General features: G+C 57.3%; 25 protein-coding genes and 2 tRNA genes. 2 read left to right on the top strand and 25 right to left on the bottom strand.

What is annotated here, in order from left to right; genetic code table 11:
* Position 1: 1 nt before the first annotated feature.
* Positions 2-78, bottom strand: a tRNA-Met gene (locus U5K34_RS01765).
* A 309-nt stretch (positions 79-387) separates the two neighbouring features.
* Here U5K34_RS01765 and soxY point away from each other — a divergent pair.
* The gene (gene soxY, locus U5K34_RS01760; RefSeq protein WP_322566797.1) at positions 388-858 is read left to right on the top strand and encodes a thiosulfate oxidation carrier protein SoxY; all 471 of its coding nucleotides are present in this window, start codon (positions 388-390) and stop codon (positions 856-858) included.
* Positions 859-899: 41 nt separating this feature from the next.
* Entirely contained in the window at positions 900-1,214 is a 315-nt protein-coding gene (gene soxZ / locus U5K34_RS01755; RefSeq protein WP_322566796.1) for a thiosulfate oxidation carrier complex protein SoxZ, read from the top strand.
* 461 nt (positions 1,215-1,675) lie between these two features.
* Here soxZ and U5K34_RS01750 read toward each other — a convergent pair whose 3' ends face one another.
* The 24 genes from U5K34_RS01750 to ftsH all read right to left on the bottom strand — a co-directional run bounded on the left by U5K34_RS01750 (position 1,676) and on the right by ftsH (position 26,946).
* Positions 1,676-2,143: a DsrE family protein gene (locus U5K34_RS01750; RefSeq protein WP_322566795.1), complete on the bottom strand. Its 468-nt coding sequence runs from the start codon at positions 2,141-2,143 to the stop codon at positions 1,676-1,678.
* A 188-nt stretch (positions 2,144-2,331) separates the two neighbouring features.
* A complete protein-coding gene (locus tag U5K34_RS01745) occupies positions 2,332-3,696 on the bottom strand; it encodes a sigma-54 dependent transcriptional regulator (RefSeq protein ID WP_322566794.1) in 1,365 nt (454 codons plus the stop codon).
* A complete protein-coding gene (locus U5K34_RS01740) occupies positions 3,686-5,650 on the bottom strand; it encodes a sensor histidine kinase (protein ID WP_322566793.1) in 1,965 nt (654 codons plus the stop codon). Before U5K34_RS01740 ends, U5K34_RS01745 begins: the two co-directional genes overlap by 11 nt.
* A 139-nt stretch (positions 5,651-5,789) precedes the next feature.
* Positions 5,790-6,113 carry a DUF2818 family protein gene (locus U5K34_RS01735; protein WP_322566792.1) on the bottom strand — a complete coding sequence of 108 codons (324 nt, stop codon included), beginning with the start codon at positions 6,111-6,113 and terminating at the stop codon, positions 5,790-5,792.
* Positions 6,114-6,138: 25 nt separating this feature from the next.
* Positions 6,139-7,578, bottom strand: a complete 1,440-nt coding sequence (nuoN, locus tag U5K34_RS01730; RefSeq protein WP_416223993.1) for an NADH-quinone oxidoreductase subunit NuoN — start codon at positions 7,576-7,578, stop codon at positions 6,139-6,141.
* A gap of 16 nt (positions 7,579-7,594) precedes the next feature.
* Positions 7,595-9,118, bottom strand: coding sequence for an NADH-quinone oxidoreductase subunit M (locus U5K34_RS01725; protein WP_322566790.1), 1,524 nt, complete (start codon positions 9,116-9,118; stop codon positions 7,595-7,597).
* A gap of 26 nt (positions 9,119-9,144) precedes the next feature.
* Entirely contained in the window at positions 9,145-11,103 is a 1,959-nt protein-coding gene (nuoL, locus tag U5K34_RS01720) for an NADH-quinone oxidoreductase subunit L (protein ID WP_416223992.1), read from the bottom strand.
* Positions 11,104-11,119: 16 nt separating this feature from the next.
* Complete coding sequence (nuoK, locus tag U5K34_RS01715) at positions 11,120-11,425, bottom strand: NADH-quinone oxidoreductase subunit NuoK (protein WP_134081515.1); 306 nt, start codon at positions 11,423-11,425, stop codon at positions 11,120-11,122.
* A gap of 10 nt (positions 11,426-11,435) precedes the next feature.
* Positions 11,436-12,038 (bottom strand): NADH-quinone oxidoreductase subunit J, encoded by a 603-nt coding sequence (locus U5K34_RS01710; protein WP_322566788.1) that lies wholly within the window; start codon positions 12,036-12,038, stop codon positions 11,436-11,438.
* Between the two features lie 41 nt (positions 12,039-12,079).
* Positions 12,080-12,568: an NADH-quinone oxidoreductase subunit NuoI gene (nuoI, locus tag U5K34_RS01705; RefSeq protein WP_322566787.1), complete on the bottom strand. Its 489-nt coding sequence runs from the start codon at positions 12,566-12,568 to the stop codon at positions 12,080-12,082.
* Between the two features lie 18 nt (positions 12,569-12,586).
* Positions 12,587-13,675 carry an NADH-quinone oxidoreductase subunit NuoH gene (gene nuoH / locus U5K34_RS01700; RefSeq protein WP_322566786.1) on the bottom strand — a complete coding sequence of 363 codons (1,089 nt, stop codon included), beginning with the start codon at positions 13,673-13,675 and terminating at the stop codon, positions 12,587-12,589.
* A gap of 11 nt (positions 13,676-13,686) precedes the next feature.
* Positions 13,687-16,056, bottom strand: coding sequence for an NADH-quinone oxidoreductase subunit NuoG (nuoG, locus tag U5K34_RS01695; RefSeq protein WP_322566785.1), 2,370 nt, complete (start codon positions 16,054-16,056; stop codon positions 13,687-13,689).
* A gap of 20 nt (positions 16,057-16,076) precedes the next feature.
* Positions 16,077-17,354 (bottom strand): NADH-quinone oxidoreductase subunit NuoF, encoded by a 1,278-nt coding sequence (gene nuoF, locus U5K34_RS01690; RefSeq protein WP_322566784.1) that lies wholly within the window; start codon positions 17,352-17,354, stop codon positions 16,077-16,079.
* A gap of 51 nt (positions 17,355-17,405) precedes the next feature.
* A complete protein-coding gene (nuoE, locus tag U5K34_RS01685; protein WP_416223991.1) occupies positions 17,406-17,936 on the bottom strand; it encodes an NADH-quinone oxidoreductase subunit NuoE in 531 nt (176 codons plus the stop codon).
* Complete coding sequence (locus U5K34_RS01680; RefSeq protein ID WP_322565369.1) at positions 17,915-19,168, bottom strand: NADH-quinone oxidoreductase subunit D; 1,254 nt, start codon at positions 19,166-19,168, stop codon at positions 17,915-17,917. The genes nuoE and U5K34_RS01680 overlap by 22 nt, the downstream gene beginning before the upstream one ends.
* 3 nt (positions 19,169-19,171) lie before the next feature.
* A complete protein-coding gene (locus U5K34_RS01675; protein WP_322565368.1) occupies positions 19,172-19,792 on the bottom strand; it encodes an NADH-quinone oxidoreductase subunit C in 621 nt (206 codons plus the stop codon).
* 10 nt (positions 19,793-19,802) lie between these two features.
* Positions 19,803-20,279, bottom strand: a complete 477-nt coding sequence (locus U5K34_RS01670; protein WP_416223982.1) for a NuoB/complex I 20 kDa subunit family protein — start codon at positions 20,277-20,279, stop codon at positions 19,803-19,805.
* Positions 20,270-20,626, bottom strand: a complete 357-nt coding sequence (locus U5K34_RS01665; RefSeq protein ID WP_322565367.1) for an NADH-quinone oxidoreductase subunit A — start codon at positions 20,624-20,626, stop codon at positions 20,270-20,272. Before U5K34_RS01665 ends, U5K34_RS01670 begins: the two co-directional genes overlap by 10 nt.
* Positions 20,627-21,163: 537 nt before the next feature.
* Positions 21,164-21,248: transfer RNA gene (locus tag U5K34_RS01660), tRNA-Leu, on the bottom strand.
* A 14-nt stretch (positions 21,249-21,262) separates the two neighbouring features.
* Positions 21,263-21,631, bottom strand: coding sequence for a preprotein translocase subunit SecG (secG, locus tag U5K34_RS01655; protein WP_322565366.1), 369 nt, complete (start codon positions 21,629-21,631; stop codon positions 21,263-21,265).
* A 25-nt stretch (positions 21,632-21,656) separates the two neighbouring features.
* On the bottom strand, positions 21,657-22,409 hold the full coding sequence (gene tpiA / locus U5K34_RS01650; RefSeq protein ID WP_322565365.1) for a triose-phosphate isomerase: 753 nt from the start codon (positions 22,407-22,409) through the stop codon (positions 21,657-21,659).
* 156 nt (positions 22,410-22,565) lie between these two features.
* Positions 22,566-23,906 carry a phosphoglucosamine mutase gene (gene glmM, locus U5K34_RS01645; RefSeq protein WP_322565364.1) on the bottom strand — a complete coding sequence of 447 codons (1,341 nt, stop codon included), beginning with the start codon at positions 23,904-23,906 and terminating at the stop codon, positions 22,566-22,568.
* Positions 23,907-23,986: 80 nt separating this feature from the next.
* Entirely contained in the window at positions 23,987-24,805 is an 819-nt protein-coding gene (gene folP / locus U5K34_RS01640; protein ID WP_322565363.1) for a dihydropteroate synthase, read from the bottom strand.
* A gap of 215 nt (positions 24,806-25,020) precedes the next feature.
* Positions 25,021-26,946: an ATP-dependent zinc metalloprotease FtsH gene (gene ftsH, locus U5K34_RS01635; RefSeq protein WP_322565362.1), complete on the bottom strand. Its 1,926-nt coding sequence runs from the start codon at positions 26,944-26,946 to the stop codon at positions 25,021-25,023.
* Between the last annotated feature and the right edge of the window lie 12 nt (positions 26,947-26,958).

The raw sequence follows: 26,958 nt of genomic DNA, 5'->3' as shown, positions 1-26,958 counted from the left end.
TTGGTAGCGGGGAGAGGATTTGAACCTCTGACCTTCGGGTTATGAGCCCGACGAGCTACCAGGCTGCTCCACCCCGCAATCGATGGCGCGTAGTCTAACGACTGGCTCAAAGCTTTTCAAGAAAAGATGCAAAAGTTCCTGAAAAAAAAGGAGTTTCCGGTTTACGCGGCAGCGGCTGAAAATCAATTATCGTCGGCTCCCGGCCATGGGCGGCTACCCTGCCGGATGCGGATTCTGCAATTTGCGTCGGTGCATAATGCAGTCAAACGGCGTTCAGACGCTGGCGGGTATTCATCAGGTCATTGTTTTCAGGCGATTTTTCAAGTGGCATGAAAGCTGCTAAGAAGATAACACACAACAAGATTCACCATAACGAGGATTAACTTTATGCAAAATACACGTCGTCTCTTTCTCAAGGGTACGATGGCAGCCGGCACCCTGGCGGTCGCCGCGGGCGCCAATCTGTTAACCCCGGGTCAGGTGCTGGCCGCCTGGCCGGAGAAAGCCTTCAATGCCGAGAAAATGGACGCCGCCCTGGCGGAAATGGAAGGCACCACCGAGCTGGTGGAAAGCGATCGGATTACCGTGAAAACCCCCGATATCGCCGAAAACGGGGCCGTGGTTTCGGTCAGTGTTAGTACGGATTTGCCCGACGCACAGAGTATCTCCGTTTATGTTCCGGTCAACACGTTCCCGTTGACGGCAAGTTATGAGCTGACTGACAAATTCGACGGTGAAATTACCGGTCGTATTAAAATGGCCAAAACCTCCGATGTCATCGCCGTGGTCAAGGCCGGCGACAAGCTCTACACCGCCAAACGGGAAGTCAAGGTCACTCTCGGCGGGTGTGGCGGCTAAACCGATTTCAGTTCAAACAGAATTTTAAAGGAGTTCATAGCATGGCGAATGAGATAAAAATCCGCGCCTGGACCGAAGGCGACAAAGCCAACGTCAAGGCAATCGTTTTCCACCCGATGGAAACCGGTCTTCGCAAGGACAAGAAAACCGGCGAAAAAATCCCCGCGCACTACATCACCGAGGTCGTGTGCGAACACAACGGCAACACCGTGCTCAAGTGTCACTGGGGTCCGGGTGTTTCCAAAAATCCCTTCATCTCCTTTGGCTTCAAAGGCGCGAAAAGCGGTGATACCTTCACCCTTTCCTGGAAAGATAACCAGGGCCAGTCCGCCAGCCAGGAAGCCAAGATCAGCTAAGAACAACGGTCTCTTCTTCAGGTGAAGCAGGGCGTACCTTCGGGTGCGCCTTTTTTATGATAGTGCCGGGTTACGAGGGACGAGTAACGAGGCAAAGCTTCACCACGAAGACGCCAAGACACGAAGAATTGAAATCAAGACAATTTTATAAAACCATCCCCCGTTCATAAGCGCACCTCTCCGCGTTCTTTGTGCCTTTGCGTGACCTACAGTGATATACGAACCCCCAAAACATTCGCTTTGCTCACGAGGCAGGCTCTGTCGCGGGAGGCAGAAAGCCAGTATGGAGAATGTCAGGTAGTGCCAAGCGCAAGCTGACCTACGCCTAGATACCAGGAGGCTGGAAAGATGGAAAGATGTAAGGATGGTACCAGAGAACCGTTTTGAACAGGTTTTACCAGGACCTAGTACCTAGACCCTGGAACCTGAAAAACGGGCGCCAACGGCGCCCGTTTTTTTGCTTACGGCTTGACGTACAGGTAACCCTGCTGCTGCAGGTGGGCGACGTGAGCGACACCTGAAGGAATGATTTCAGCATAAGGGCTGACCTTGTTCTTGTCGATCTTCTTGCCACGGATGGTATTGGCGCAGATCTGGAACTTGACGCCACGGTTGGCCAGACTGGCAACCGTATCGCGGAAGTCATAGACCTTGCCATTGCTGTCTTTCTTGCCCATGGAACCGTCAACCATCGCAAAGGCACCGCTGCTGTGGGTGACCACGATCACTTCAACGTTTTCGTCACCAGTAGCGTTCAGATGGTTTTTGACGTTACGCAGGGCGCCGGTGGCCGTGTGGATATTGTTGACGTGGTAGACGACCTTTTGCTTGTCATAGCCGTTTTTGGCACTGCCTGCCTGGGCGGTAAAAGCCAGTCCCAGCAGGGAAACACCCAGTACCAGGCTTTTTGAGAGGCTGGATTGCATCATACTCGTTCTCCTCATGGTTATTAGAGTAGTTATGTGATCTGTAACAGAGCAAGTATCGTTCCACTTATGCCACATAGCACTATTTCTTTTGTTATCAGCAAGTTACACGAGGAGAAAACAACTAAATACTAATATATTGATAGACGGAGGGTGCAGTTTGCAAAACAATTATCGCTCAAGGGTGTAATTTACACCGCCTCATCGGTCTCCAGGCGACGCAGTTTTCGCCACAGGGTCGTCTTGTCGATGCCCAGTACTTCGGCAGCCCGGGTTTTCTTGCCATTGAAGCAACGCAGCACATGATGAATATATTCCTGCTCCAGTTCGTTGAGCGAGAAAAATTCATGTTCCGAAAACTGCACCGGCAGATTCGAGCTGTTCTGCTGGGCAGGCTCGCCTTCCCAGTGCAGTATGGGGCCGTCTGCGAGAATGACGCTGCGTTCAATCGTATTGCGTAATTCCCGAACATTGCCCGGCCAACCGGCATCGCACAACCGTTGCATTGATAGCTTGTCGAAGCCCTGTACCTGGCGGGAATAGCGTTCGGCGAACTCGCGAACAAATATCTCGATCAGGGCCGGAATATCTTCACGCCGCTCTGAGAGGGACGGCACATGAATGTTGACCACATTCAGACGATGATAAAAATCATGTCGCAGATTGCCTTCCTCCACCATCTGCTCGAGATTGCGGTTACTGGCCGCGATCACCCGCACATCGACCGGCACGGACGAAGCGGCCCCCACACGGGTTACGCTACCGCTCTCCAGAGCGCGCATGAGTTTGATTTGCATGGTATCGGAAATATTGCAAATTTCATCCAGAAACAGCGTCCCCCCATCGGCCTGTTCCATCAGTCCATACTTGCGCTGGGTCGCGCCGGTAAAAGCGCCCTTTTCATGGCCGAACAGTTCACTTTCGAGCAACGTCGTAGTCAGGGCGCCACAATCGACCGCCACAAACGGCTTCTCCTTGCGCGGACTGTAATCGTGCAGGGCGCGCGCAACCAGTTCCTTGCCGGTACCCGAGTCGCCGGTGATAATGGCGCTGCAGCTGACTTCGGCGACCTTCTCGATGGTATTGAACAGGGTTTTCATCACCGTCGTGTCCCCGATCATGCCAAAATGGTGACGATTGTCATCCAGCCGTTTTTTCAGCAGACGATTCTCGTTACGCAGCCGGGCCGCCTTCAGGGTACGCTCCATCAGCAAACGCAGCTCGGCAAAATCAAACGGTTTTTTGATAAAGTCCGACGCACCCCGTTTCATCGCCTCCACGGCATTTTCCACCGAGGAGTAACCGGTCATCACCAGCACCGGCACTTCGGCATCGACCTTGCGGATCTCGCTCAACAGTTCAAAGCCGTTCATCCCCGGCATGCGCAAATCGGTGATAACCACATCGGCGCCCTCTTTAGTGAAAGCCGCCAGAGAGTCCTGCGCATTCTGAAATGCCTGACAATGGTAATTGACATTATCACAATTACGTTGCATAACCCGACAGGTCACAAGATCATCATCCACAAACAGGACCCGTGGTGCTTTATCCGACATTGCTTGCCTCCAGTACTTCAAAGGTGTCCAGTTCCTGTAATTCGCTCTGTTTGGGCAGGCGGATATGAACCCTGACACCCGCATGTTTACTGTTCTCCAGTGTAATATTGCCGCCATGGCGTTTGATGATGCCGTAGCTGACGGACAGCCCCAGACCGGTTCCCTGCCCTTCCGGTTTGGTGGTGAAAAACGGATCGAATATTTTCGAGAAATCCTCGGCCCGGATCCCTTCTCCTTCATCGATGATTTCCAGGTCAATATGCTCCTGGCTCGAACGGGCGGTCACATGCAATCGACATTTGGCGGGCGTGGCCTGAATGGCATTGAGCATGATATTCACCAGCACCTGTTGCAGCTGCCGGGCATCGCCTTCCATCAGCAAGGGGGTTTCGATCAGGCTCTGTAATTCGATTTCCTCGGACTCGATGCGGTGGCGCAACAGTTCCAATGTTTCATTGAGCAGAACCGCCATGTCGAATTCCTCGAACTTCGGCTCGCTCTGGCGGGCAAAATTGAGAATCCCCTGCACGATCCGGGCACAGCGCTCGCCTTCTTTTTTGAGCAGTTGCAGATCGTTCCGTCCCTGTTTGTCATCTTCCGGCAACGAATCCTCAACCAGTGAGGCCAGGGACATCATGTTCATCAGCGGATTGTTGATTTCATGGCCGATACCGGCCGCCAGTTGTCCCAGCGCCGCCAGCCGCTCCGACTGACAGGCGGCACGCACCGCCGTTTCCCGCTCTTTTTCCGTCCGATCCAGACTTTCGGCCAGATAATTAAAGGCCTTGCCGGCCTGGCCGATCTCATCCCGACGTCCCGGCTTGACTTCGATGCGTGCTTCACGCTGCCCGTCGGCAAAGCGCCGGATGATCTCGGCCAGTTGATGCACCGGCGCGGTCAGGCGACCGGACGCCCAGACGGCCACCAGCAAACTGATAAACAGCAACGCCCCCAGTAACAACCAGATGGATTTGCGCATGTTGTTGATTGGCGCGTAAACCACTTCCGGATCAGCTTCAATGACCAGTAACCATTGTGTCGAGCGATCCGGATAGGGTGCCAGTTTCTGGTAAAACAGCATCCGCTCGGGATTACTCAGCAAAGAACCGTTTTTCTCGCCCGTTTTGATGGCCTGCCAGTCGGCCGGCTCCAGCTTGCTGGTAAGCCGATATTCCGAGCCGAGCTGGTCGGCAAAGCGTTTGTCGTCATCCGGATGATATAAAAAAATGCCATCGCGTCGGGCATTATCGGACAGTTCCACGATATAGGTTTTGCCGGGGAACCCGCCCAGCGAGGAGGTCATGGTCGAGTCCAGCCGCGAGCCCCACATATTGACCACCAGAACCCCTTCAAAATCACCGAGCTCATCCAGCAGGGGAACCGAGTAACGCACCATGGCAGGACAGAAGTCGGCATCCCGCTCGACCTGACCCAGTTCGAAGTCGGACATCAGGATGTCGCCGTTTGAGGTCATGGCCTGCTTGAAGAACGGACGATTGGACTGATCGGCAATATACATACGGTCCAGGCCGTCATCGGTATAGACCGGATCCACCGGCTTGCCCTCCTTGACCTTGACCAGGGTTTTTCCCGAAGCATCAATGAATCGCACGGCCTGGATACTGGATACCGATTTCTGGTAACCGAGCAGAAACTGCTCCAGGGCCTCGGCGCGGCGCTGGTACCGTTCGGCATCAAAGCGTTGGGGAAAACGAGCGGCGGCCGCAAAATCGCGGACCACCGGGACACGCCCGAGGCCACTGGCCACCGATTTCTGATTGTTCAGGATCAAGTGCAGCTCACTGGCCATTTTATCGAGTGAGCCGTGCAACTGGGTTTCGGTGCGTTTGGTGACCTCGCGCTCCATCCGTTCGACGACGCCGAACAACAGCACCAGCAAGGGCACACTGGTCAGAAGGGAGAGAACAATAAAAAACTTATGTCGCAGGTGCATGGCTGCAAATTACCAAAGAAGGTGCAGGATGCAGCAATTATGACAGAACCAGCGTCGTCGACAAGTTCAGAATGAACATTTTTTGTACATTAACAGACGCTAATAGACTAGCAGTTCAGGGGGTGGTGCAATTTGCACCCTAGTGAGCGCGTTGCCGCTCCAGAATCGGGCGTAACTGATAGCGATAGATGAAGCCGGGAATGGCAAACACCACAAACAGGCAAAGCGTGACGACGTAGAACTCCCAGTCCTGGGCATAACGCTCCCCGGTGGCCTTCTGCTCCAGCCCGACGGCCGTCAGCCCGACCAGCAGATAGAGCACCAGCCACTCGAGCAGGCGCATCCAGGCGCGCTTGGTGTTGCCCGGCGGGTTGAAGAAGAAAAAGAACCGTTCGCCCAGCCACGGCAGGTTGGCCGCGAGCACGGCAACCAGCAGAAAAATCCAGATAAAGAGTGATGACATGAGACCGCCTATCGTTGAGGCGTCATTATGCCCCGGACAGCGCGGCGAGGCAAAGGGCCATCAGCGAGCCCGGGAAGACCCCGATCAGCAGCACCGACAGGCCATTGGCACTAAGCAACAGGCGCATGTCCAGCGGCATTTCCAGGCGCGCCGTATCCTGCGGCTTGTCAAAGTACATCAGGCGAATCACCCGCAGATAGTAGAAGGCTCCGATGATCGAGAAAATCACCGCGACGACCGCCAGCCAGACCATATCGGCGGCCACGATCTCCTTGAGAACCGACAGTTTGGCCCAGAAGCCGATAAAGGGCGGCAGCCCGGCCATGGAGAACATCACGATCAGCATCATCAAAGCAAACCAGGGACTGCGTTGATTCAGACCCCTGAAGTCGTCCAGCTTGTCGGCCTCAAAGCCCTTCCGACTCAGCAGGATAACCATGCCGAACCCGCCCAGGGTCATCAGCACGTAACTGAGGGTATAGAACATGGCCGCGGCATAGCCTTCGGCGGTCCCGGTCAACACCCCCAGCAGCAAAAAACCGACGTGCGAGATGGTCGAATAGGCCAGCATGCGCTTGATATTGCTCTGGGCGATGGCCACGATGTTGCCCACGCCCATGGAGAGCACCGCCAGAATGATGAGGATATCCTGCCACTGGGCATGCAGACCGCCCAGGCCGTCCACCAGCAGCCGCATCAACATGGCAAAGGCGGCAATCTTGGGGGCGCTACCGATAAACAGGGTCGTGGCCGTGGCCGAACCGTGGTACACATCCGGTACCCACATGTGAAACGGGACCGCGCCAAGCTTGAAGGCGATGCCGACAATCAGGAAAACCAGGCCGAAGCTCAGCAACAGCGGCTTCTCGCTGCCGGGGATCTGTTGCGCCACTTCGGCCAGATCCAGGGTCCCGGTGACGCCGTAGATCATGGAGATGCCGTACAGCAGCATTCCCGAGGCGATGGCACCGAGAATAAAATATTTCATCGCCGCCTCGGAGGCGGTGACCGAATCACGCTGCATGGCCACCATGGCATACAGCGACAGGGAGAGCAGTTCAAGTCCCAGGTAGATGGTTAAAAAGTTGTGCGCCGAGGTGAGGATCATCATCCCCAGAATGGCGAACAGCCCCAGAACAAAGAACTCTCCTTTATATATCTGGCGCTGTTGCAGGTAATCACGGGAGTAGGTAAAGGTCACGGCCCCGGCGATGAAAATACAGGCCTTGAGAATATCCGCCATGGGATCGCGCACGAAGGTATCGCTGAAGGTCAGCACCCTGCCCTGGCTGAAATCCATCACCACCAGAACAAACCCCACAACCAGTGTCAGCTGGGTCAACAGATAAGTGATAACCCGTTGTCGATCCTGCAAAAACAGATCAACGACCAGGATCAGACAGGCCATCGAGAGAATGAATATCTCAGGCAGCGCCGGAGCAATATTGGGCATGGTAAAATTCATCATCACTCTTGTCGTTCTATTGTATGACCTTGGACTGGGTCATATGCAGTAACAGGTTTTCCACGCTGGCATCCATCACTTCCAGCAACGGCGCCGGCCAGATTCCGAGCAGCAGCACCGCCACGGCCAGGATGGCCAGGATCAAAAATTCACGCCGGCCGATATCCTGCAACGCTGCAACCTTGTCGTTGGCGACCGCGCCAAAAATAACCCGCTTGACCATCCACAGGGTATAGGCCGCGCCCAGAATCAGGGTCAGTGCCGCCAGGAAGGCATACCAGAAATTGGCCTTGAAGCTGCTCAGGATCACCATGAACTCGCCGACAAAACCGGAGGTGCCCGGCAGACCGGCATTGGCCATGGCGAACAGCACCATGAAAGCGGCAAACACCGGCATGGTATTCACCACCCCGCCATAATCATTGATCTCGCGCGAGTGGAGTCGATCATAGAGGACCCCGACACACAGGAACATGGCACCGGAGATGAAGCCGTGGGAAATCATCTGCACGATCCCGCCGGAGAGCCCCATGGCCGCCCCTTCGTAGCTGCCGGTGTTGGCGTAAATCTGCCAGGCGATGAAAAAGCCCAGGGTGACAAACCCCATATGCGAGATGGACGAATAGGCGATCAGTTTCTTCATGTCCTGCTGGACCAGCGCCACGAAGCCGATGTAGACCACCGCAATTAATGACAGCGTAATCATCAGCCAGGCCAGTTCCTGACTGGCGTCGGGTGTGATCGGCAGTGAGAAGCGCAAAAAGCCATAGGCGCCGAGCTTCAACATGATCGCGGCCAGGATCACCGAACCCCCGGTGGGTGCTTCCACATGGGCATCCGGCAACCAGGTATGCACCGGCCACATGGGCACCTTGACCGCGAAGGCGATCAAAAACGCCAGGAAGATCAGCAACTGCGGTGTCATGCCCAGCGGCTGCTGGTGGAAATCGAGAATCGCAAAACTGCCGCTCTGGAAATAGAGATACAGCAGGGCCACCAGCATGAATACCGAACCGAAGAAGGTATACAAAAAGAACTTGATAGTGGCATAGATCCGGTTGGGTCCGCCCCAGACGCCGATAATAATAAACATCGGGATCAGCAACGCTTCCCAGAACACATAAAACAGTGCGCCATCGAGCGCGGCGAACACCCCGTTCATCAGCCCTTCCATAATCAGGAAGGCCGCCATGTACTGGGCCACACGTTCCTTGATCACTTCCCAGCCGGCGATCACCACCAGCACGGTCATGAAAGTAGTCAGCAGGATCAACGGCATGGACATCCCGTCCACCCCCAGGTGATAGAAAATCCCCCAGGAGCCGATCCATTCATGCCGTTCGGTGAACTGCATGGCCGCGGTACCCGTTTCGAATTCGGTATACAGCGGGATCGAAATCAGGAAGGTGACAACCGACCAGAACAGCGCGGTCAGCCGGGCCAACGGCGCCTGCTTGTCACTGCCCGTGGTCAACACCAGCAGACCGCCCAGAATGGGCGTCCAGATCACGAGGCTTAACAATGGCCAGTCAGAAAACATGCGTTCGACCCTTTATTATTTATTCTTTATTGATTAAGAAACACAAACAGTCCGAGCAACACAACCAGCCCGATAATCATGGCAAAGGCGTAGTGAAACAGATAACCGGTCTGGACATGACGAATGCGCCCGGCGAACCAGCCCACCAGCGCGGCCGACCCGTTGACGATTACCCCATCGATCAGTTTTACATCACCGATGCGCCACAATTTCTGCCCGATTTGACGCCCGCCCCCGGCAAACACGATTTCATTAAAGCGATCGAAACCGTATTTGTTCACCAGGAGGGTATGCAGCCATTGCAGACGTGCCTGGATCTGACCGGGAATCTCCGGGCGTTTCATATACAGGAACCAGGCGGTCAAGACTCCCGCGGCCGCGAGCCAGAACGGCCAGGTCACAAAGGCATGCAGGGCCATTGCCCACCAGCCGTGGAAGCCGGCGGCCCACTCGCCCAGTGCATCATGTTCGGGCAAGACGAAAATCGCCTCGCGGAAGAAATCGCCGGCGATCATGTCGCCCATGAAAAAGGCACCGATAATCACCGAGGGAATCGCCAGCAGAATCAACGGCACAGTCACCACCGGCGGGGTTTCATGCAGATGCTCGCGGGTGTGCTCGTCCATGCGTTCCTTGCCGTGGAACACCAGAAAGTACATGCGGAAGCTGTACAGCGCCGTCACGAACACCCCGGTCAGTACGGCAAAATAGGCAAAGCCGGACCCGGCAATCTGCGAGTGGGCCACCGCCTCGATGATCGAGTCCTTGGAATAAAAGCCGGCAAACAAGGGGGTGCCGATCAGCGCCAGCGAGCCGACCAGCGAGGTAATCCAGGTAATCGGCATGTATTTGCGCAGCCCGCCCATCTTGCGCATATCCTGCTCGTGATGCATGGCGATGATCACCGAGCCGGCGGCCAGAAACAGCAGCGCCTTGAAAAAGGCATGGGTCATCAGATGAAAAATACCGGCGGCATAGGCGGAGGCGCCCAGCGCCACGGTCATGTAACCCAGCTGGGAGAGGGTCGAATAGGCCACCACCCGTTTGATGTCATTCTGTACCAGTCCGAGGAAGCCCATGAACAGCGCGGTAATGGCACCGATGACCAATACAAAAGTCAGCGCGGTTTCGGAGAATTCGAACAGCGGCGACATGCGCGCCACCATGAAAATGCCGGCGGTGACCATGGTCGCGGCATGGATCAACGCCGAGATAGGGGTCGGACCTTCCATGGAATCGGGCAGCCAGACATGCAGCGGCACCTGGGCCGACTTGCCCATTGCGCCGATGAACAGCAGGATGCAGATCACCGTGATCACCGACCAGGCGTTGTCACCGAACAGGGTGATGGTCTGGCCATTGACCTGCTCCACCTGGCCGAAGACGGTGGCGTAATCGAGCGATCCGAAATACATCAACACGGCGGCGATCCCCAGCAAAAAGCCGAAGTCCCCCACCCGGTTGACCAGAAATGCCTTGAGATTGGCGTAAATTGCCGTATCGCGGGTATACCAGAAACCGATCAGCAAATAGGAGACCAGACCCACCGCTTCCCAGCCAAAAAACAGTTGCAGGAAGTTGTTGGCCATGACCAGCATCAGCATCGAAAAAGTAAACAGGGAGATATAGCTGAAAAAGCGCTGGTAACCGGGGTCCTCGTGCATGTAACCGACAGTATAGATATGCACCATCAGGGAGACGAACGTCACCACCACCATCATCATGGCGGTCAGGTTATCGATCAAAAAACCGATCTCGAAGCGAATGCCTTCGCTGACCATCCAGGTATACACCGATGCGTTGTAGACCTCGGCCCCGTCGATCACCATGTGTTTGAACGTGATGGCGGACAACACGAAGGCTACTGCCACACCAATGATGGTCACCCAGTGGGCGCCGGCGCGACCGATTTTTTTACCGAACAGGCCGGCAATGATTGCCCCGATCAGCGGTGCCAGCACGGTCCAGAGATAGACGCTTTCCATATTATGATTCATCAATCTAGCCTTTCATGCTGTCCAGTTCGGTGACATTGATCGTGCGTTTGTTACGGAACAACACCACGAGAATCGCCAGACCAATCGCTGCCTCGGCCGCCGCCACCGTCAGAATAAAGAACACGAATACCTGCCCCGCCGTATCGCCCAGGAAATGGGAAAAGGCGATAAAATTCATATTCACCGCCAGCAGCATCAGTTCGATCGCCATCAACAGAATAATGATATTTTTCCGGTTGATGAAAATGCCGGCAATACTCAGGCCAAACATCACCGCGCCCAGGATCAAAAAGTCGGATAACGCTAACATCGAAGCTCCCCTATTTCCTGTCGTCGGACTGCATTTTAATCACCCGCACCCGATCCTCGCGCTTGACCGCGATCTGACTGTCCGGATTCTGGTACTTGGTGGTCGGCCGCTTGCGCAGGGTCAGGGCTATCGCGGCGACGATCGCCACCAGCAGAATGACCGCGGCAATCTCGAACGGATAAACGTAAACGGTGTACAGCACGTTACCCAGTTCACGGGTATTGCTGTAGTCCGCCGCGTGGCGTTCCGGGGCCGGCATCTTGTCCAGGCTGAAGTTCTCGGGACCGACCACCCCGACCAGCATGACAACCAGCAGGATAGCAACGCCGATCCCGACCGGCAGATAACGAATAAAGCCCTCTTTCAGCTGGGCCGTGTTGATATCCAGCATCATCACCACGAACAAAAACAGCACCATGACCGCGCCGACATAGACCAGCACCAGGGTGATGGCGAGGAATTCCGCCTCCAGCAGCATCCAGATGGCGGCACTGGCGAAAAAGGTCAGCACCAGAAACAGGGCGGCACGCACCGGATTGCGCACACTGATCACCATGGTGGCGCCAAACACCATGATGGCGGCAAAGATATAAAAAATGATTTTTTCTACCATGTCGTTATTATCTTCCGGTTGTCTTTATGGTTGCTGCGCGTTTAACGGTATGGCGCGTCTTCGGCCCGGGCATCGGCAATCTCTTTTTCGTATTTATCACCTATCGCCAGCAGACGATCCTTGGTCATGTAGAGATCGCCGCGCTTTTCCCCGTGGTATTCGAAAATATGGGTTTCAACAATCGAGTCGACCGGGCAGGACTCCTCGCAATAACCGCAGAAAATGCATTTGGTCAGATCGATATCGTACCGGGTCGTACGCCGGGTCCCGTCATCGCGCTGTTCCGACTCGATGGTAATAGCCAGCGCCGGACAGACCACTTCACAGAGTTTGCAGGCAATGCAGCGTTCTTCGCCGTTGGGATAACGACGCAGCGCGTGCAGACCGCGAAAGCGCGGTGACAGCGGCGTGTGTTCTTCCGGATACTGCAGGGTGACCTTGCGTACAAACAGATGCCGGCCGGTAAGCCGCATCCCCCGGAACAATTCCAGCAGGAACAGACTTTTGAGAAACCGTACTGCGGTATTCATCACTTGCTCCTCCTGTTCCTAGTCAAACCACCAACCGAAGCCGGTCAGGATCATGATACCGACCACCATCAGCCAGACGATGGTAATCGGAATGAAGACCTTCCAGCCCAGACGCATGATTTGATCATAGCGATAACGCGGGAAGGTGGCGCGGAACCATAGATAGAAAAACAGGAAAATGGCCGTTTTAATCAACAGCCAGTGAACGCCATGTCCAAGTAACAGACCGACGCCGGTAATTTCGAACCAGCTGGCCGGCAGCCAGCCTTCAAACGGTGATAACCAGCCGCCCAGGAACAAGACCGCGGCCAGGACCGAGATCAGGATCATGTTGGCGTATTCGGCCAGGAAGAACACGGCGAAGACCATGCCCGAGTATTCGACATGGAACCCGGCGACGATTTCCGACTCGCCCTCGGCCACATCGAACGGGGCACGATTGGTCTCGGCCACGCCGGAGATAAAATAGATCACGAACATCGGCAGCAGTGGCAGCCAGAACCAGTGCAACGGACTGCCGGCCTGGGATTCGATAATCGTGCCGATATTCAGGCTGCCGGCGGCCATGATCACGGTCACCAGTGCAAAGCCCATGGCGATCTCATAAGCGACAATCTGTGCCGCCGAGCGCATGGCACCGAGCAGGGCATATTTGGAATTGGACGCCCAGCCGGCGATGATCACGCCATAGACCCCGACCGAAGTAATCGCGAGCACGTAAAGCAGGCCGGCATTGATGTCGGCCAGCACATACTCGGCATTGAACGGGATCACCGCCCAGGCCGCCAGCGCCGGACCAATGGAGAGAATCGGCGCAATCACGAACAGCACCTTGTTGGCACCGGTCGGAATGACGATTTCCTTGAAGATCAGCTTGAGCGCATCGGCGATCGGTTGCAACCAGCCGCGCGGACCGACGCGGGTGGGCCCCATGCGCACCTGCATGGCGCCGATGATCTTGCGCTCGGCAAACGTCAGATAAGCCACCGCCAGCATCAGCGGCGCAACGATCATCACAATCTGCAGCATGATCAGCACGGCGGGCTGCGCGAACCACCAGATGGTGAATTCGGCCAGTGATTGATAGGTTGAATTAAGCCATTCCATCTCGTTGCGCCCTAACCCTGTTGCAATTCAATCGGCCCGTAGGCGTGACCCAGCATTTCACTGCCCGGTACGCCATAGGGAATCAGAACACAGTGTGTCGGCACGGCGTCGTCGATCACCAGAGGCAGTCTGGCTTCCCCGCCGGCCTGGCGCACCAGCACACTGTCGGCCTCAAGGACCCCGTTGTCACGGGCCGTCTGCTCATTCATATAAGCGGCCGCGGCAATCGCATCGGCCGTATCCTGTAATGGCCGGGCCCGACGCACCAGTGAGTCCACTGCATAGATGGGCAGATGACCAATGCGTTGTAAATCATTCCCGGCGGAACGTAATGCCGGGGCAGGCCATTGCCCCGGATCGGCTTGCGGCGCCTCGCCGGTGAGCTGCTTCAGCTCATCCCGGACTTCCCCGGAGGTCACCTGCTCAAACCCGTCCAGTTCAAACAGGTTGCCCAGTACCCGCAAGACTTTCCAGGCCGGCTTGGCCTCGTCCAGCGGGTTCACCGCCGGATCAAAGCTCTGCCAGCGGCCTTCAGCATTCACCAGCGTGCCGGACATTTCGGTGAACGGGGTCACCGGCAGGATTACATCACAACAGCGCTTGAGACTGTCGCTGACAAACGGGCTCAGGCAAACCACAAACTCGGTGGCATCGATGGCCTTCAGCGCTTCGGCCCCGTAGGCCGAGTCGAACTCCGGTTCGACGTTCAGCAACAACATAGCCCCCATGGCCTGACCCAGCATCTCGCCGGCATGCTGTCCCGCTTCGCTAACCGCTTCCCCCCCGGCGAGGCGGTGCGGTATCGCACCGGCCAGCCAGGCGCCGGCGCTGTTGGCGCCCTCGCTCAGATAACCGAAGCTGGCGCCGGACAGGCGGGCGATCAGACTGCCCAGTGCCTGCAGTTCGCTGAATTCGTACTGGCCCATGCCCTGGGTGCCGAGCAGGACCGCGGCCTTGTCGGCGCTGTGCAGATGGTTGGCGATAGCCAGTTCATCGTCATGGGTGGTGATATTTTCCAGCTCACCGGCCAGATCCGCCGGAGCCGACTCGCCGCTCAGGGTCAGTAACGCCTTGGCGACACCGGCCAGCGTCCGGGGCATGTCGGTCGGGGCGGTCACGATAGATTCGGCCAGCGGGAAGTTCACATCATAGTCGATGGCATTCACCGACATGATGCTGGCGCCGCCGAGCGCGGTCTTGCGCAGGCGGTGCGCCAGAATGGGCTGGTCCTTGCGGATACAGGAACCGATCAGCAGCCCCGCGTCGAGTTGTTCCAGTTCGCCAATGCTTGTCCCCAGCGAGGGATAACGCGGCATCATCTCCTGGGCACGAAAATCAAGCTGACGTAGGCGATGATCGATATTGTGACTGCCGAGACTGCGCAGCAGTTTTTGCAGCAGGTACATTTCCTCGAGCGTGGCGCTGGATGAGGTCAGCGCCCCGAGCTTCCCGGCATTTTGTTGCTGCACGGTCCTGATTCCCTCGACCGCGTAATTGAGCGCAATCTGCCAGTCGACCGGTTTCCATTCATCGCCCTGTTTGATCAGGGCATGGCGAGCGCGTTGCTCATCATACAGCGCGGTATAACTGAACCGATCCCGATCGGACAGCCAGACTTCGTTAATCGCCTCGTTTTCCTTCGGCAGGACCCGCATCACGGTATTACGCCGAACTTCAATGTCCAGGTTGGCGCCAACGCAATCATGCGCGGCGATGCTGTCGCGCTGCTGGTTTTCCCAGGGCCGGCCGCGATAACGATAGGGCTTGGACGTCAGCGCCCCGACCGGACACAGGTCGATAACATTGCCGGACATTTCCGAGGAAACCGCGCTTTCCATATAGGTCCCGATACGCGTGTCCTCGCCTCGCCCATAGGCCCCCAGCTCCATAATGCCGCCGATCTCCTGCCCGAAACGCACACAACGGGTGCAATGGATGCAACGGGTCATGTCGGTGGCAATCAACGGGCCGATATTTTTGCTCGGCACCACGCGTTTCTTTTCGGCAAAACGCGACACATCCTTGCCGTATCCCATGGCGATGTCCTGCAGATCACATTCCCCGCCCTGATCGCAAATCGGGCAATCCAGAGGATGGTTGATCAACAAAAATTCCATCACACTCTTCTGGGCTTCGATCGCAAGCTCGGATTGGGTAAACACTTTCATGCCGTCGGTGACCGGCGTGGCACAGGCGGGAAGCGGCTTCGGTGCCTTTTCCACTTCGACCAGGCACATACGGCAGTTGGCCGCCACGGACAGTTTCTTGTGATAACAGAAACGCGGAATCGTGATCCCGGCATTATCCGCCGCTTCGATCAACATCGTGCCCGAAGGTACCTGAAGCGAGATCCCGTTGATTTCAATGTTAACGTCTGACATTCAACCGTTGCCTGTTAGCGTTATGAGCGTCCACCGACCAGGCACTTGCCATGGTCGATGTGATACTGGAATTCATCCCGGTAATGCTTGAGAAAACTCTGCACCGGCATCGCGGCCGCATCTCCCAGCGCACAGATGGTGCGCCCGGCAATGCGCGAGGCGACATCATCCAGCAGGTCCATGTCTTCGGGTTTACCCTGACCGTGTTCGATGCGATGTATCACCCGCGACAGCCAGCCCGTCCCCTCGCGGCAGGGCGTGCACTGGCCGCAGGATTCCTCGAAATAAAAGTGCGACAAACGTGCCAGGGCATCCACCATGCAGGTGGTCTCATCCATCACGATCACCGATCCGGCACCCAGCATGCTGCCGGCCTTGGCCAGCGAGTCGTAATCCATGTCGGTCTCCATGATGATGTCGGCGGGCAACACTGGCACCGAAGAGCCTCCGGGAATGACGGCCTTGAGTTTGTGACCGTCGCGCATGCCCCCGGCCAGCTCCAGCAACTCGGAAAACGGTGTACCCAGCGGGACTTCGAAGTTGCCCGGCTTGTTCACGTGACCGGTAACACTGAACAGCTTGGTACCGCCATTGTTGGGTTTACCCAGCTCCAGAAACCACTCGCCGCCGTGTTGCAGGATCACCGGCACCGAGGCCAGGGTCTCGGTATTGTTAATAGTGGTCGGCTTGCCATACAGACCATAACCGGCCGGGAATGGCGGCTTGAAGCGCGGCAGGCCTTTCTTGCCTTCCAGGGATTCCAGCAGCGCGGTCTCCTCGCCGCAAATATAGGCACCGGCACCCAGGTGATTGTGCAGCTCAAAATCAAACCCGCTGCCCAGAATATTCTTGCCCAGCAGGCCGGCGGCGCGGGCTTCTTCCAGGGCCGCTTCAACCCGCTCATAAGGCTCCCAGAATTCGCCGCGAATATAGTTGTAACCAACCGAGGCGCCGATGGTATAGCCGGCGATAATCATGCCTTCGATCAACTGATGCGGGTTATAGCGCATGACATCCCGGTCCTTGCAGGTGCCCGGCTCGCCTTCATCGGAATTACAGACAATATATTTCTGCCCCGGCGCATTGCGCGGCATAAAGCTCCACTTGAGTCCGGTGGGGAAGCCGGCGCCACCACGGCCACGCAGCGAGGAGGTTTTCAGTTCCTCGATGATCTGTTCCTGCGGAGTCTGCTCGGCGAGGATTTTTTTCAGCATCTCGTAGCCGCCGACACTGAGATAACTGTCCAGCGTCCAGGGTTTGTCAAGATACAGCGTGCGGAAGCAAACTTCATTTGCCATCTGTCACTCTCCCACCCGGTTGATTGTTATTGTAGTCATCATGTTCCGGTTTCAATCGAGGCCTTCGAGAATTTCATCAATACGTTGTGGTGTCAGTTTGCCATAGTAGTTGTCCTCAAGCTGGAACATCGGCGCATCGACACAGGCGCCGAGGCACTCCACTTCCTTGAGTGTGAAACGACCGTCATCGGAAGTTTCACCCAGACCGATACCCAGTCGTTCCTGCAAATGCTTGACCACATCGTCCGAGCCGCATAACTTGCAGGAGATATTGGTACAAACACAGATCTTGTGGCGCCCGACCGGCTCCAGTTCATACATGGAATAGAAGGTGGCCACTTCATAAACGGCGATCGGCGGCATCTCGAGATATTCCGCAGTCGCCTCGATCAGATCGTTATTCAAATAGCCCTTGTTCTGATCCTGTAAAATACGCAGTGCCGCCATTACCGCCGACTGTTTCTGATCCTCGGGGTATTTGGCAATCCACCGGTCAATTTCGGCGCGCGATTCGTCATTAATCAGGTGCAGTTTGCTCGCGGATTTTTTATGTTGCGCCATCATCGATCGATCTCTCCGAATACAATATCCATGGTGCCGATAATCGCCACCACATCCGCCAGCATATGCCCCTCGCTCATTTCGTCCATGGCGGCAAGGTGAGAAAAACCGGGGGCACGGACCTTCAGTCGATAAGGCTTGTTCGCCCCGTCGGAAACCAGATAGACACCCAACTCGCCCTTGGGATGCTCGATGGCGGTATAAACCTCGCCGGCCGGGAGCGTGTAGCCCTCGGTAAACAGTTTGAAATGATGGATCAACGCTTCCATGTCATCCTTCATTTCCTCCCGTTTGGGTGGAGTGAATTTGTGATCGTCGAGGATCACCGGACCGGAATTATTACGCAGCCACTCGATGCACTGCTTGATGATCCGGGTCGACTGGCGCATTTCCTCGATCCGCACCAGATAACGATCGTAGCAATCCCCGTTAACACCGACCGGAATGTCGAAATCCATCCTGTCATAAACTTCATAAGGCTGCTTCTTGCGCAGGTCCCATTCGATCCCGGAACCCCGCAACATCGGACCGGTAAAGCCAAGTTGCTGGGCGCGCTCGGGAGACACCACGCCAATGCCGACGGTGCGCTGCTTCCAGATGCGATTGTCGGTCAACAGCGTTTCGTATTCGTCGATGTTGACCGGAAAGCGCTGTACAAACTCCTCGATAAAGTCGAGCAGCGATCCGCTGCGCGCTTCGTTCAGTCGTTTGGTCTCGGCTTCGTTCTTGTACTTGCTGCTCTGGTACTGCGCCATCTTGCCGGGCAAGTCGCGATACACACCGCCGGGACGGTAATAGGCGGCATGCATGCGTGCGCCGGAGACCGCTTCGTACATATCCATCAGATCTTCGCGTTCGCGGAAGCAATACAGGAACATGGTCATGGCGCCCACGTCGAGTGCATGGGTACCCAGCCACATCAAATGATTCAGAATCCGGGTAAGCTCATCAAACATGACCCGGATGTACTGCGCACGTATCGGCGGTGTGATATCCAGCAATTTCTCGAGCGCCAGCACATAGCCGTGCTCATTACACATCATGGAGACGTAATCGAGCCGGTCCATGTAGGGAATGGTCTGGTTGTACGGCTTGCTTTCCGCCAGCTTTTCGGTCGCGCGATGCAGCAAACCGACATGCGGATCGGCGCGTTGAATCACCTCGCCGTCCATCTCCAGTACCAGACGCAACACGCCATGCGCGGCCGGATGCTGGGGCCCGAAATTCAACGTGTAGTTTCGGATCTCGGGCATGAATTACTCCTCTTCTTCCTGCAGCAGACGATCGGCATAACGATGATCGTCACGGATCACCCGTTGTTGGGCAACCCGCGGCTCGATACTGACCGGCTGGTAGACCACACGCTGTTTTTCCGGGTCGTAGCGCATTTCCACGTTCCCGATCAACGGGAAATCCTTGCGGAACGGATGGCCGATAAAGCCATAGTCGGTCAGGATGCGGCGCAGATCGGGATGGCCTTCATAGACGATGCCGTACAGATCGAAGGCCTCGCGTTCGAACCAGTTAGCCGAGGCCCAGACGTCCACCATGGATGGAATCACCGGCGGTTCGTTATCCAGCATAACCTTCAGACGCAGACGGTGATTGTGTTCAATCGATAACAGGTGATAGACCGACGCAAAACGCGCCCCCTGCCACTGCCCTTCGCCGCCATACTCGCTGTAATCCACGCCACAAACATCGATCAACTCGGCAAATGCGAATTCGGGATCATCACGTAAGGTCACAGCCACATCCAACAGTTTATGCCGGTCGGCAACGATCGTCAGCTCACCCCAGTCCACGTCACAGGACTGGATGCGATTGCCAAATTTTTCCCGGACCTGCTCGGCCAGTTGTTTATAGTATCTGGACATATATAAGGAATCAGCGCGCTATGGTGTTGGTTCTTTTTATTTTGTTCTGCAACTGCATGACGCCATACAGCAACGCCTCGGCCGTGGGCGGGCAGCCCGGGACATAAATATCCACCGGTACAATCCGATCGCAGCCGCGGACCACGGAATAGGAATAGTGATAATAACCGCCGCCGTTGGCGCAAGAGCCCATGGAGATCACCCAGCGCGGCTCGGCCATCTGGTCATAGACCTTGCGCAGGGCCGGCGCCATCTTGTTCACCAGGGTACCGGCGACGATCATCACATCCGATTGCCGTGGGCTGGGCCGGAAAATCAGACCCATGCGATCCATGTCGTAACGAGCCGCTGCGGCATGCATCATCTCCACGGCGCAACAGGCCAGACCGAAGGTCATGGGCCACATCGAACCGGTGCGCGCCCAGTTAATCAACCGATCAGCCGTGGTCGTAACGTAACCTTCTTTGAGTAACCCTTCTATTCCCATTCCAGGGCTCCTTTTTTCCATTCATAAATGAAGCCGATAACCAGAATCCCCAGGAAGATCGCCATGGCAACGTAACCGAACATACCAATGTCCTCGAGAACCACGCCCCATGGAAACAGAAATGCAATTTCCAGATCGAAAATAATAAACAGAATCGCAACGAGATAATAACGCACGTCGAACTTCATGCGGGAATCCTCGAACGCCTCGAAGCCGCACTCATAGGGAGAGAGTTTTTCACTGTCAGGACGGCTCGGCGCCAGGACAAAGCCAAGCACAATCATGACGACGCCGACGGTCAAACCGACAATCATGAATATGAGAACCGGCAGATAGTTCTCTAACATCGTTGTGCTCCTCCGCCGCATCCCGCAGTGGCTGCGGATGTATTTAAAACCGCCCCGTCGGACGATTTTGTTTATTATTGTTTTGCTCTGTGATCATCATTGATCAAAGCCGAACCAGTCTAGGCTAGCCGCAAACTTTGTGTCAAGTTTGTATAAAGCGCGAAAAACCTTGCATATCAAAATGTTAGCTTAATTTTAGGGGTCTATAAAAAGATTCAGGGGCTAGGGGCTAGGGGCTAGGAACTAGGGGCTAGAAAAAGCGCAGAACCGTAAAACTGGTAAAATCGCTAAAAGTGTCTAGAACTAAACTCTTTTCCTAGAACCTAGCCCCTCGCCCCTAGAACCTCACAAACAAAAAGGCCTCCCGGGCATGCGCCCGGGAGGCCTTTTTGTTTGTGTTGGTGCCGAAGGCGACGCACAGGGATGTGCGAATGCCGCGGGAGGCAGGATGCCGGGAGCGGCCGGACATCAAAACAGGGCCGGTTCGACCAGAAAAAAGCCGTGTATGCAACCCATGCACGGCCTTGATTTGAAAGATGGTGCCGAAGGCCGGACTCGAACCGGCACGGCTTACGCCACTACCCCCTCAAGATAGCGTGTCTACCAATTCCACCACTTCGGCAAGGATTTGCGGATCTACTCCGACTTCGGCACGTCCACCGGCGCGCCGTCTTCCGGAGCAGCCGATTCGGGCGCGGCCGGCACGGTGCTTTCCTGCGACTGCCGCTCGGCCTGATCCACGATGCTTTCGGGTTTGCTGACATCCCCGGCCAGGGTAAACAGCGCCAGGGACAGGCCGAAAAACAGAAACGCCAGCACCGCCGTGAAACGGGTCAGAAAGTTCGCCGCGCCACGCGAGCCAAACATGGTGCCCGAGGCGCCGCCACCACCGCCGCCACCAAACGCGGCGCCGGCATCGGCGCCCTTGCCCTGTTGCAGCAGCACCATCACAACCAGTGTCACGGCAACAATGACATGCAATACCAGAATAATGTTATACAACATACTTTCAGAGTCTCCCGGATTTATCCTAACCCGCTGCCTGGCAGATGGTCAGAAAATCCTCCGCTTTGAGTGAGGCGCCGCCGATCAGGCCGCCGTCGATATCCGGCTTGGCCAGCAGTTCGGCGGCATTGGCGGCGTTCATGCTGCCGCCGTATTGAATCCGCAAGCCTTCAGCGACCGCCGCATCGTGTTTGACAATCTGGCCGCGAATAAAGGCATGGACCTCCTGGGCCTGTTCCGGAGTCGCGGTCTTGCCGGTGCCGATGGCCCAGACCGGCTCATAGGCGATCACGCCGTCGGCCAGCGCCGTTACCCCGGCGTGCTGGATCACTGCGTCGATCTGACGAGCCACCACCTGTTCGGTGATCCCCTGCTCCCGCTCCTCGAGCGATTCGCCGACACACAAAATCGGCTTGAGGCCGGCCTGACGGGCCACTTCGAATTTCTCGGCCACCAGCGGGGCATCTTCGCCGTAGAGGCTGCGGCGCTCCGAGTGACCGACGATAACGTATTTGCAGCCGAAATCGAGCAGCATGGCGGCAGAGATTTCACCGGTAAAGGCGCCCTTCTCTTCCTTGCTCAGGTTCTGGGCGCCCCAGGCGATGGAGGTCCCCTCCAGCTGCAGCTGGACATCCGCCAGATAGACATAGGGAACACAGACGGCCACTTCCGCTGCTTTGACGTCGCCGATGCCCGCCTTGATCCCGTCCAGCAGGACCGTGTTATCCGTGCGCGAACCGTTCATTTTCCAGTTGCCGGCGATCAGTGGCTGACGCATGCCCTCTCCTTCTTCTCGTTCGGTTGACCTTATAAAAGAGCGCGAAAGCTTACCGTTCAGGCCGCAATAAATCAATGAAAAACCGGGTTATTTGGCGGATGAGAAGGGGTCAAGGCCCCATTCCAGGCGGTCCGTGGCGTAAGTGTCGGAGCGCGCTCAGCCGGGACCGAGCGCCCGCTCCACGACGCCGGCCAGCTCGTGTGCCACCCGCGTCACCTGGTCGGCATCCTGGCCCTCGACCATCACCCGCAGCAGGGGTTCGGTACCGGAGGCGCGCAACAGTACCCGGCCGCGGGTGGCCAGTTCCGACTCGGCGGCGGCCACCGCCGCCTGTACCTCGGGCGCGCCCAATACGTCGACCTTGCGGGCCAGGCGGACGTTGATCAGCTGTTGAGGGTACTTGTGCATGCCGGCCACCAGATCGGTCAGGCTTCGCCCGGACTCCACCACCGCCGCCAGCACCTGCAGGGCGGCCACGATCCCGTCACCGGTGGTGGTCTTGTCCAGGCAGATCAGGTGCCCGGAGCCTTCCCCGCCCAGTTGCCAGCCTTGTGCCTGCAACTGCTCCATCACATAGCGATCCCCGACCCTGGCCCGCGAGAACGGAATGCCGGCCACCTGCAGGGCATGCTCCATGCCCAGATTGGTCATCAGGGTCCCCACCACCCCGCCTTCCAGGCGCCGCGTGCGCTGACGATGGGCGGTGATCACGTACAGCAGTTCGTCGCCGTCGACGATCGCGCCCTGACTGTCGATCATCAACACCCGATCCCCGTCCCCGTCGAAGGCAATGCCCAGATCGGCGCCCTGCAACTGGACATTTTTCTGCAACCATTCCAGGTGGGTGGAGCCGCAACCGTCGTTGATATTGAGGCCGTCGGGATCGTTGCCGATCACCGTCAGTCTGGCGCCCAGTTCGGCGAAGACCTTGGGTCCAATCTGGTAGGTGGCGCCGTTGGCGCAATCGAGCACGATATGCAGGCCGTTGAGATCGAGATGCTCGGGAAACGTGCTTTTGCAAAACTCGATATAGCGCCCGGCCGCGTCGTCCACCCGGGTGGCACGGCCGAGTTTATCCGGTGCGCTGGTGACCAGCTCCTGGTCGATCATCGCCTCGATCGCCAGCTCCACCTCGTCGGGCAGCTTGGTCCCCTCGGCGGAGAAGAACTTGATGCCATTGTCCGGATAGGCGTTATGCGAGGCACTGATGACGATCCCGGCGCGGGCGTGCAGGGTGCGGGTCAGATGGGCAATGCCGGGCGTCGGCATCGGGCCCAGCAGACAGACATCCATGCCGGCGGCCGCCAGCCCCGCTTCCAGGGCCGATTCGAAAATATAGCCGGAGAGCCGGGTATCCTTGCCGATCAGCACCTTGCCGCCGCCATTGCCCAGCACCCGCCCGGCCGCCCAGCCCAGCTTGAGAATAAACTCCGGCGTGATCGGGAACTCCCCGACCCGCCCGCGGACCCCGTCGGTACCAAAATATTTACATGACATAAAACAACATTCCCCTTGCCGCCGGCACGGGCCGGCCAGGCCCTGTTTCAGCGATTATAAAGCAATCACCCCGCCGATACTCAGGCCTGTTGCACAGCCCGGCACATCGCCAGGGCATCGGCGGTCTCGCGTACATCATGCACCCGCAGGATGGCCGCCCCCAGCCAGCCGGCCAGGGTTGCCAGGGCGAGACTGCCCGCCAGGCGCTCTTCCACCGGCCGCTCACCCAGCAGTTTGCCGATTAACGATTTGCGCGAGACCCCCACCAGCACCGGGTAGCCGGTCTCGACAAAACGGCCCAGCTCACGGAACAGGGTCAGGTTATGCCCCGCCGTTTTTCCGAAACCGAAGCCGGGATCCAGAATCACCTTGTCCGGCGTAATCCCCACACCCTGACAGGCCTCTATCCGCTGCAGCAAAAACGCCAGGACCTCTTCGACCACATCCTCGTAATGCGGATTGGCCTGCATGGTCCGCGGCTGGCCCTGCATGTGCATCAGGCAGATCGGCACACCCAGTTCGGCCGCGGCTTCCGGCGCGCCGGGTTCCTGCAACGCCCGCACATCGTTAATCAGGCTGGCGCCGGCGGCCACCGCCGCGCGCATCACCGCCGGCTTGCTGGTATCCACCGAGATCGGGATGGGACTGTCGCGACGGATCGCCTCGATGACCGGAATCACCCGTGCCAGTTCATCCTCTTGTGAAACGGCCGGCGCGCCCGGGCGGGTAGACTCGCCGCCGATATCAATCATGTCGGCGCCCTCCTCGATCATTCGCCGCACCCGTTCGATCGCCGCCGAAGGCTGATTAAAATGCCCTCCATCGGAGAAGGAGTCCGGGGTCACATTGAGTATCCCCATGATCAGGGGCCATTGTTCGGGACTGAGATCTATCGCCATGCTTGATTCATTCCGGGTATCTGCTGCCGTAGTTTAACAACATTCGACGACGGCGACCGGCAAGCAAACCGGATCCATTCACGCGCCACAACCACCGGCTTGTCGAAAACGGCTCCTGGCGGGCGTTACATGACCGCCACTGGCAATCGTTGCCGGGCAAAACGAAAAACGCCCCGTCAAAACGGGGCGTTGATTGTACTTAACGGCGGGATGGCTCAGTGTTCACCGGCCGGACCGCCGATCTTGCCTTCCCCCTTGTCCGCGCGGGAGGGTTTCTTCTCCTCGTCATCGGAGGGGCTGTGCGGCGGCTCGTGATCATCCCAGTCGGCGGGCGGCGGTGGCTCGTTACCGCTCATGATGGCATCGATCTGCCGCTTGTCGATGGTTTCATACTTGATCAGCGCCTGTGCCATCAGGTGCAGCTTGTCCATATGATCGGTCAGCACCGTCTTGGCCCGCTGGTAGTTGCGATCGATGATGGAGCGAATCTCTTCATCGATAATATGCGCGGTCTCATCGGAGAGGTTCTTGTGCTGGGTCACCGAATGACCGAGGAACACCTCGCCTTCGTCCTCGCCGTAAGTCATCGGACCGAGGCGTTCGGACAGACCCCACTTGGTCACCATGTTGCGAGCGATCTCGGTGGTGCGCTGAATATCGTTGGAGGCACCGGTGGTCACGTGTTCGTTGCCGAAGATCAGCTCCTCGGCCAGGCGCCCGCCGAACAGGGAGGCGATGGAACTTTCCAGCCGCTCCTTGGTATAGCTATAGCGATCCTCTTCGGGCAGGAACATGGTCACACCCAGCGCCCGGCCACGCGGAATAATACTGACCTTGTAGACCGGATCGTGCGACGGTACGCTCAGGCCCACGATGGCATGGCCGGCCTCGTGATAGGCGGTGAGCTTTTTCTCTTCCTCGTTCATCACCATGGACTTGCGCTCGGCGCCCATCATGATCTTGTCCTTGGCCTTTTCGAACTCTTCCATACAGACCAGGCGCTTGTTGCCGCGCGCGGCAAACAGGGCGGCCTCGTTGACCAGATTGGCCAGATCGGCCCCGGAGAAGCCGGGTGTGCCGCGGGCAATCACCATCGGTTCGACATCATCACCCACCGGCACCTTGCGCATGTGGACCTTGAGGATCTGCTCGCGGCCCCGCATGTCGGGCAGCGGCACGACCACCTGGCGGTCGAAACGACCGGGACGCAGCAACGCCGGATCCAGCACGTCGGGACGGTTGGTGGCGGCGATCACGATCACGCCCTCGTTGCCTTCGAAGCCATCCATTTCCACCAGCAGCTGGTTGAGGGTCTGCTCACGCTCGTCATGACCGCCGCCCAGGCCGGCACCGCGATGCCGACCGACCGCATCGATTTCGTCGATAAAGATAATGCACGGCGCCTGCTTCTTGGCCTGCTCGAACATGTCGCGCACCCGCGAGGCGCCGACACCGACAAACATTTCCACAAAATCGGAACCGGAGATGGTAAAGAACGGCACCTTGGCCTCGCCGGCAATCGCCTTGGCCAGCAGGGTTTTACCGGTACCGGGCGGGCCGACCATCAGCACACCGCGCGGGATCATCCCGCCCAGCTTCTGGAACCTGCCCGGGTCACGCAGGAATTCGACCAGTTCCTGCACTTCATCCTTGGCTTCGTCACAGCCGGCCACATCGTTGAAGCGGATATTGACCTGATCCTCACCCAGCATGCGCGCCTTGCTCTTGCCGAACGACAGGGCACCGCGGCCACCGCCGCCACCCTGCATCTGGCGCATAAAGAAAATCCACAGGCCGATGATCAGCAGGAACGGGAACCAGGAGATGAATATCTGAGTCCAGATAGACTGCTCCGGCGGCTTGGCCTTGATGGTCACGTTATGCTTCATCAGGTCGCCGATCATGGCGGTGTTGTCTGTTTCAGGACTGAAGGTCTTGAAATTTTCACCCCCTTGAGTACGGCCGGTAATATTACGCCCCTGAATAGTGACTTCCATCACCTGGCCGCTTTTCACATCCTGCATGAATTGTGAATAGGGCTTTTCAGTCGCGGGAGTTGTCGTGCTCAGATTCTGGAACACCGACATGAGGATGATCGCCACGATCACCCACAACAGGATATTCTTGGTCAAGTCGTTCAATGGTCTACCTCA

It is taken from the genome of Thiohalophilus sp. (genome assembly GCF_034521165.1).
Classification (GTDB): domain Bacteria; phylum Pseudomonadota; class Gammaproteobacteria; order UBA6429; family Thiohalophilaceae; genus Thiohalophilus.
Note: the sequence above shows the minus strand (reverse complement) of the source record. Positions and strands in the feature narration are given on the sequence as shown.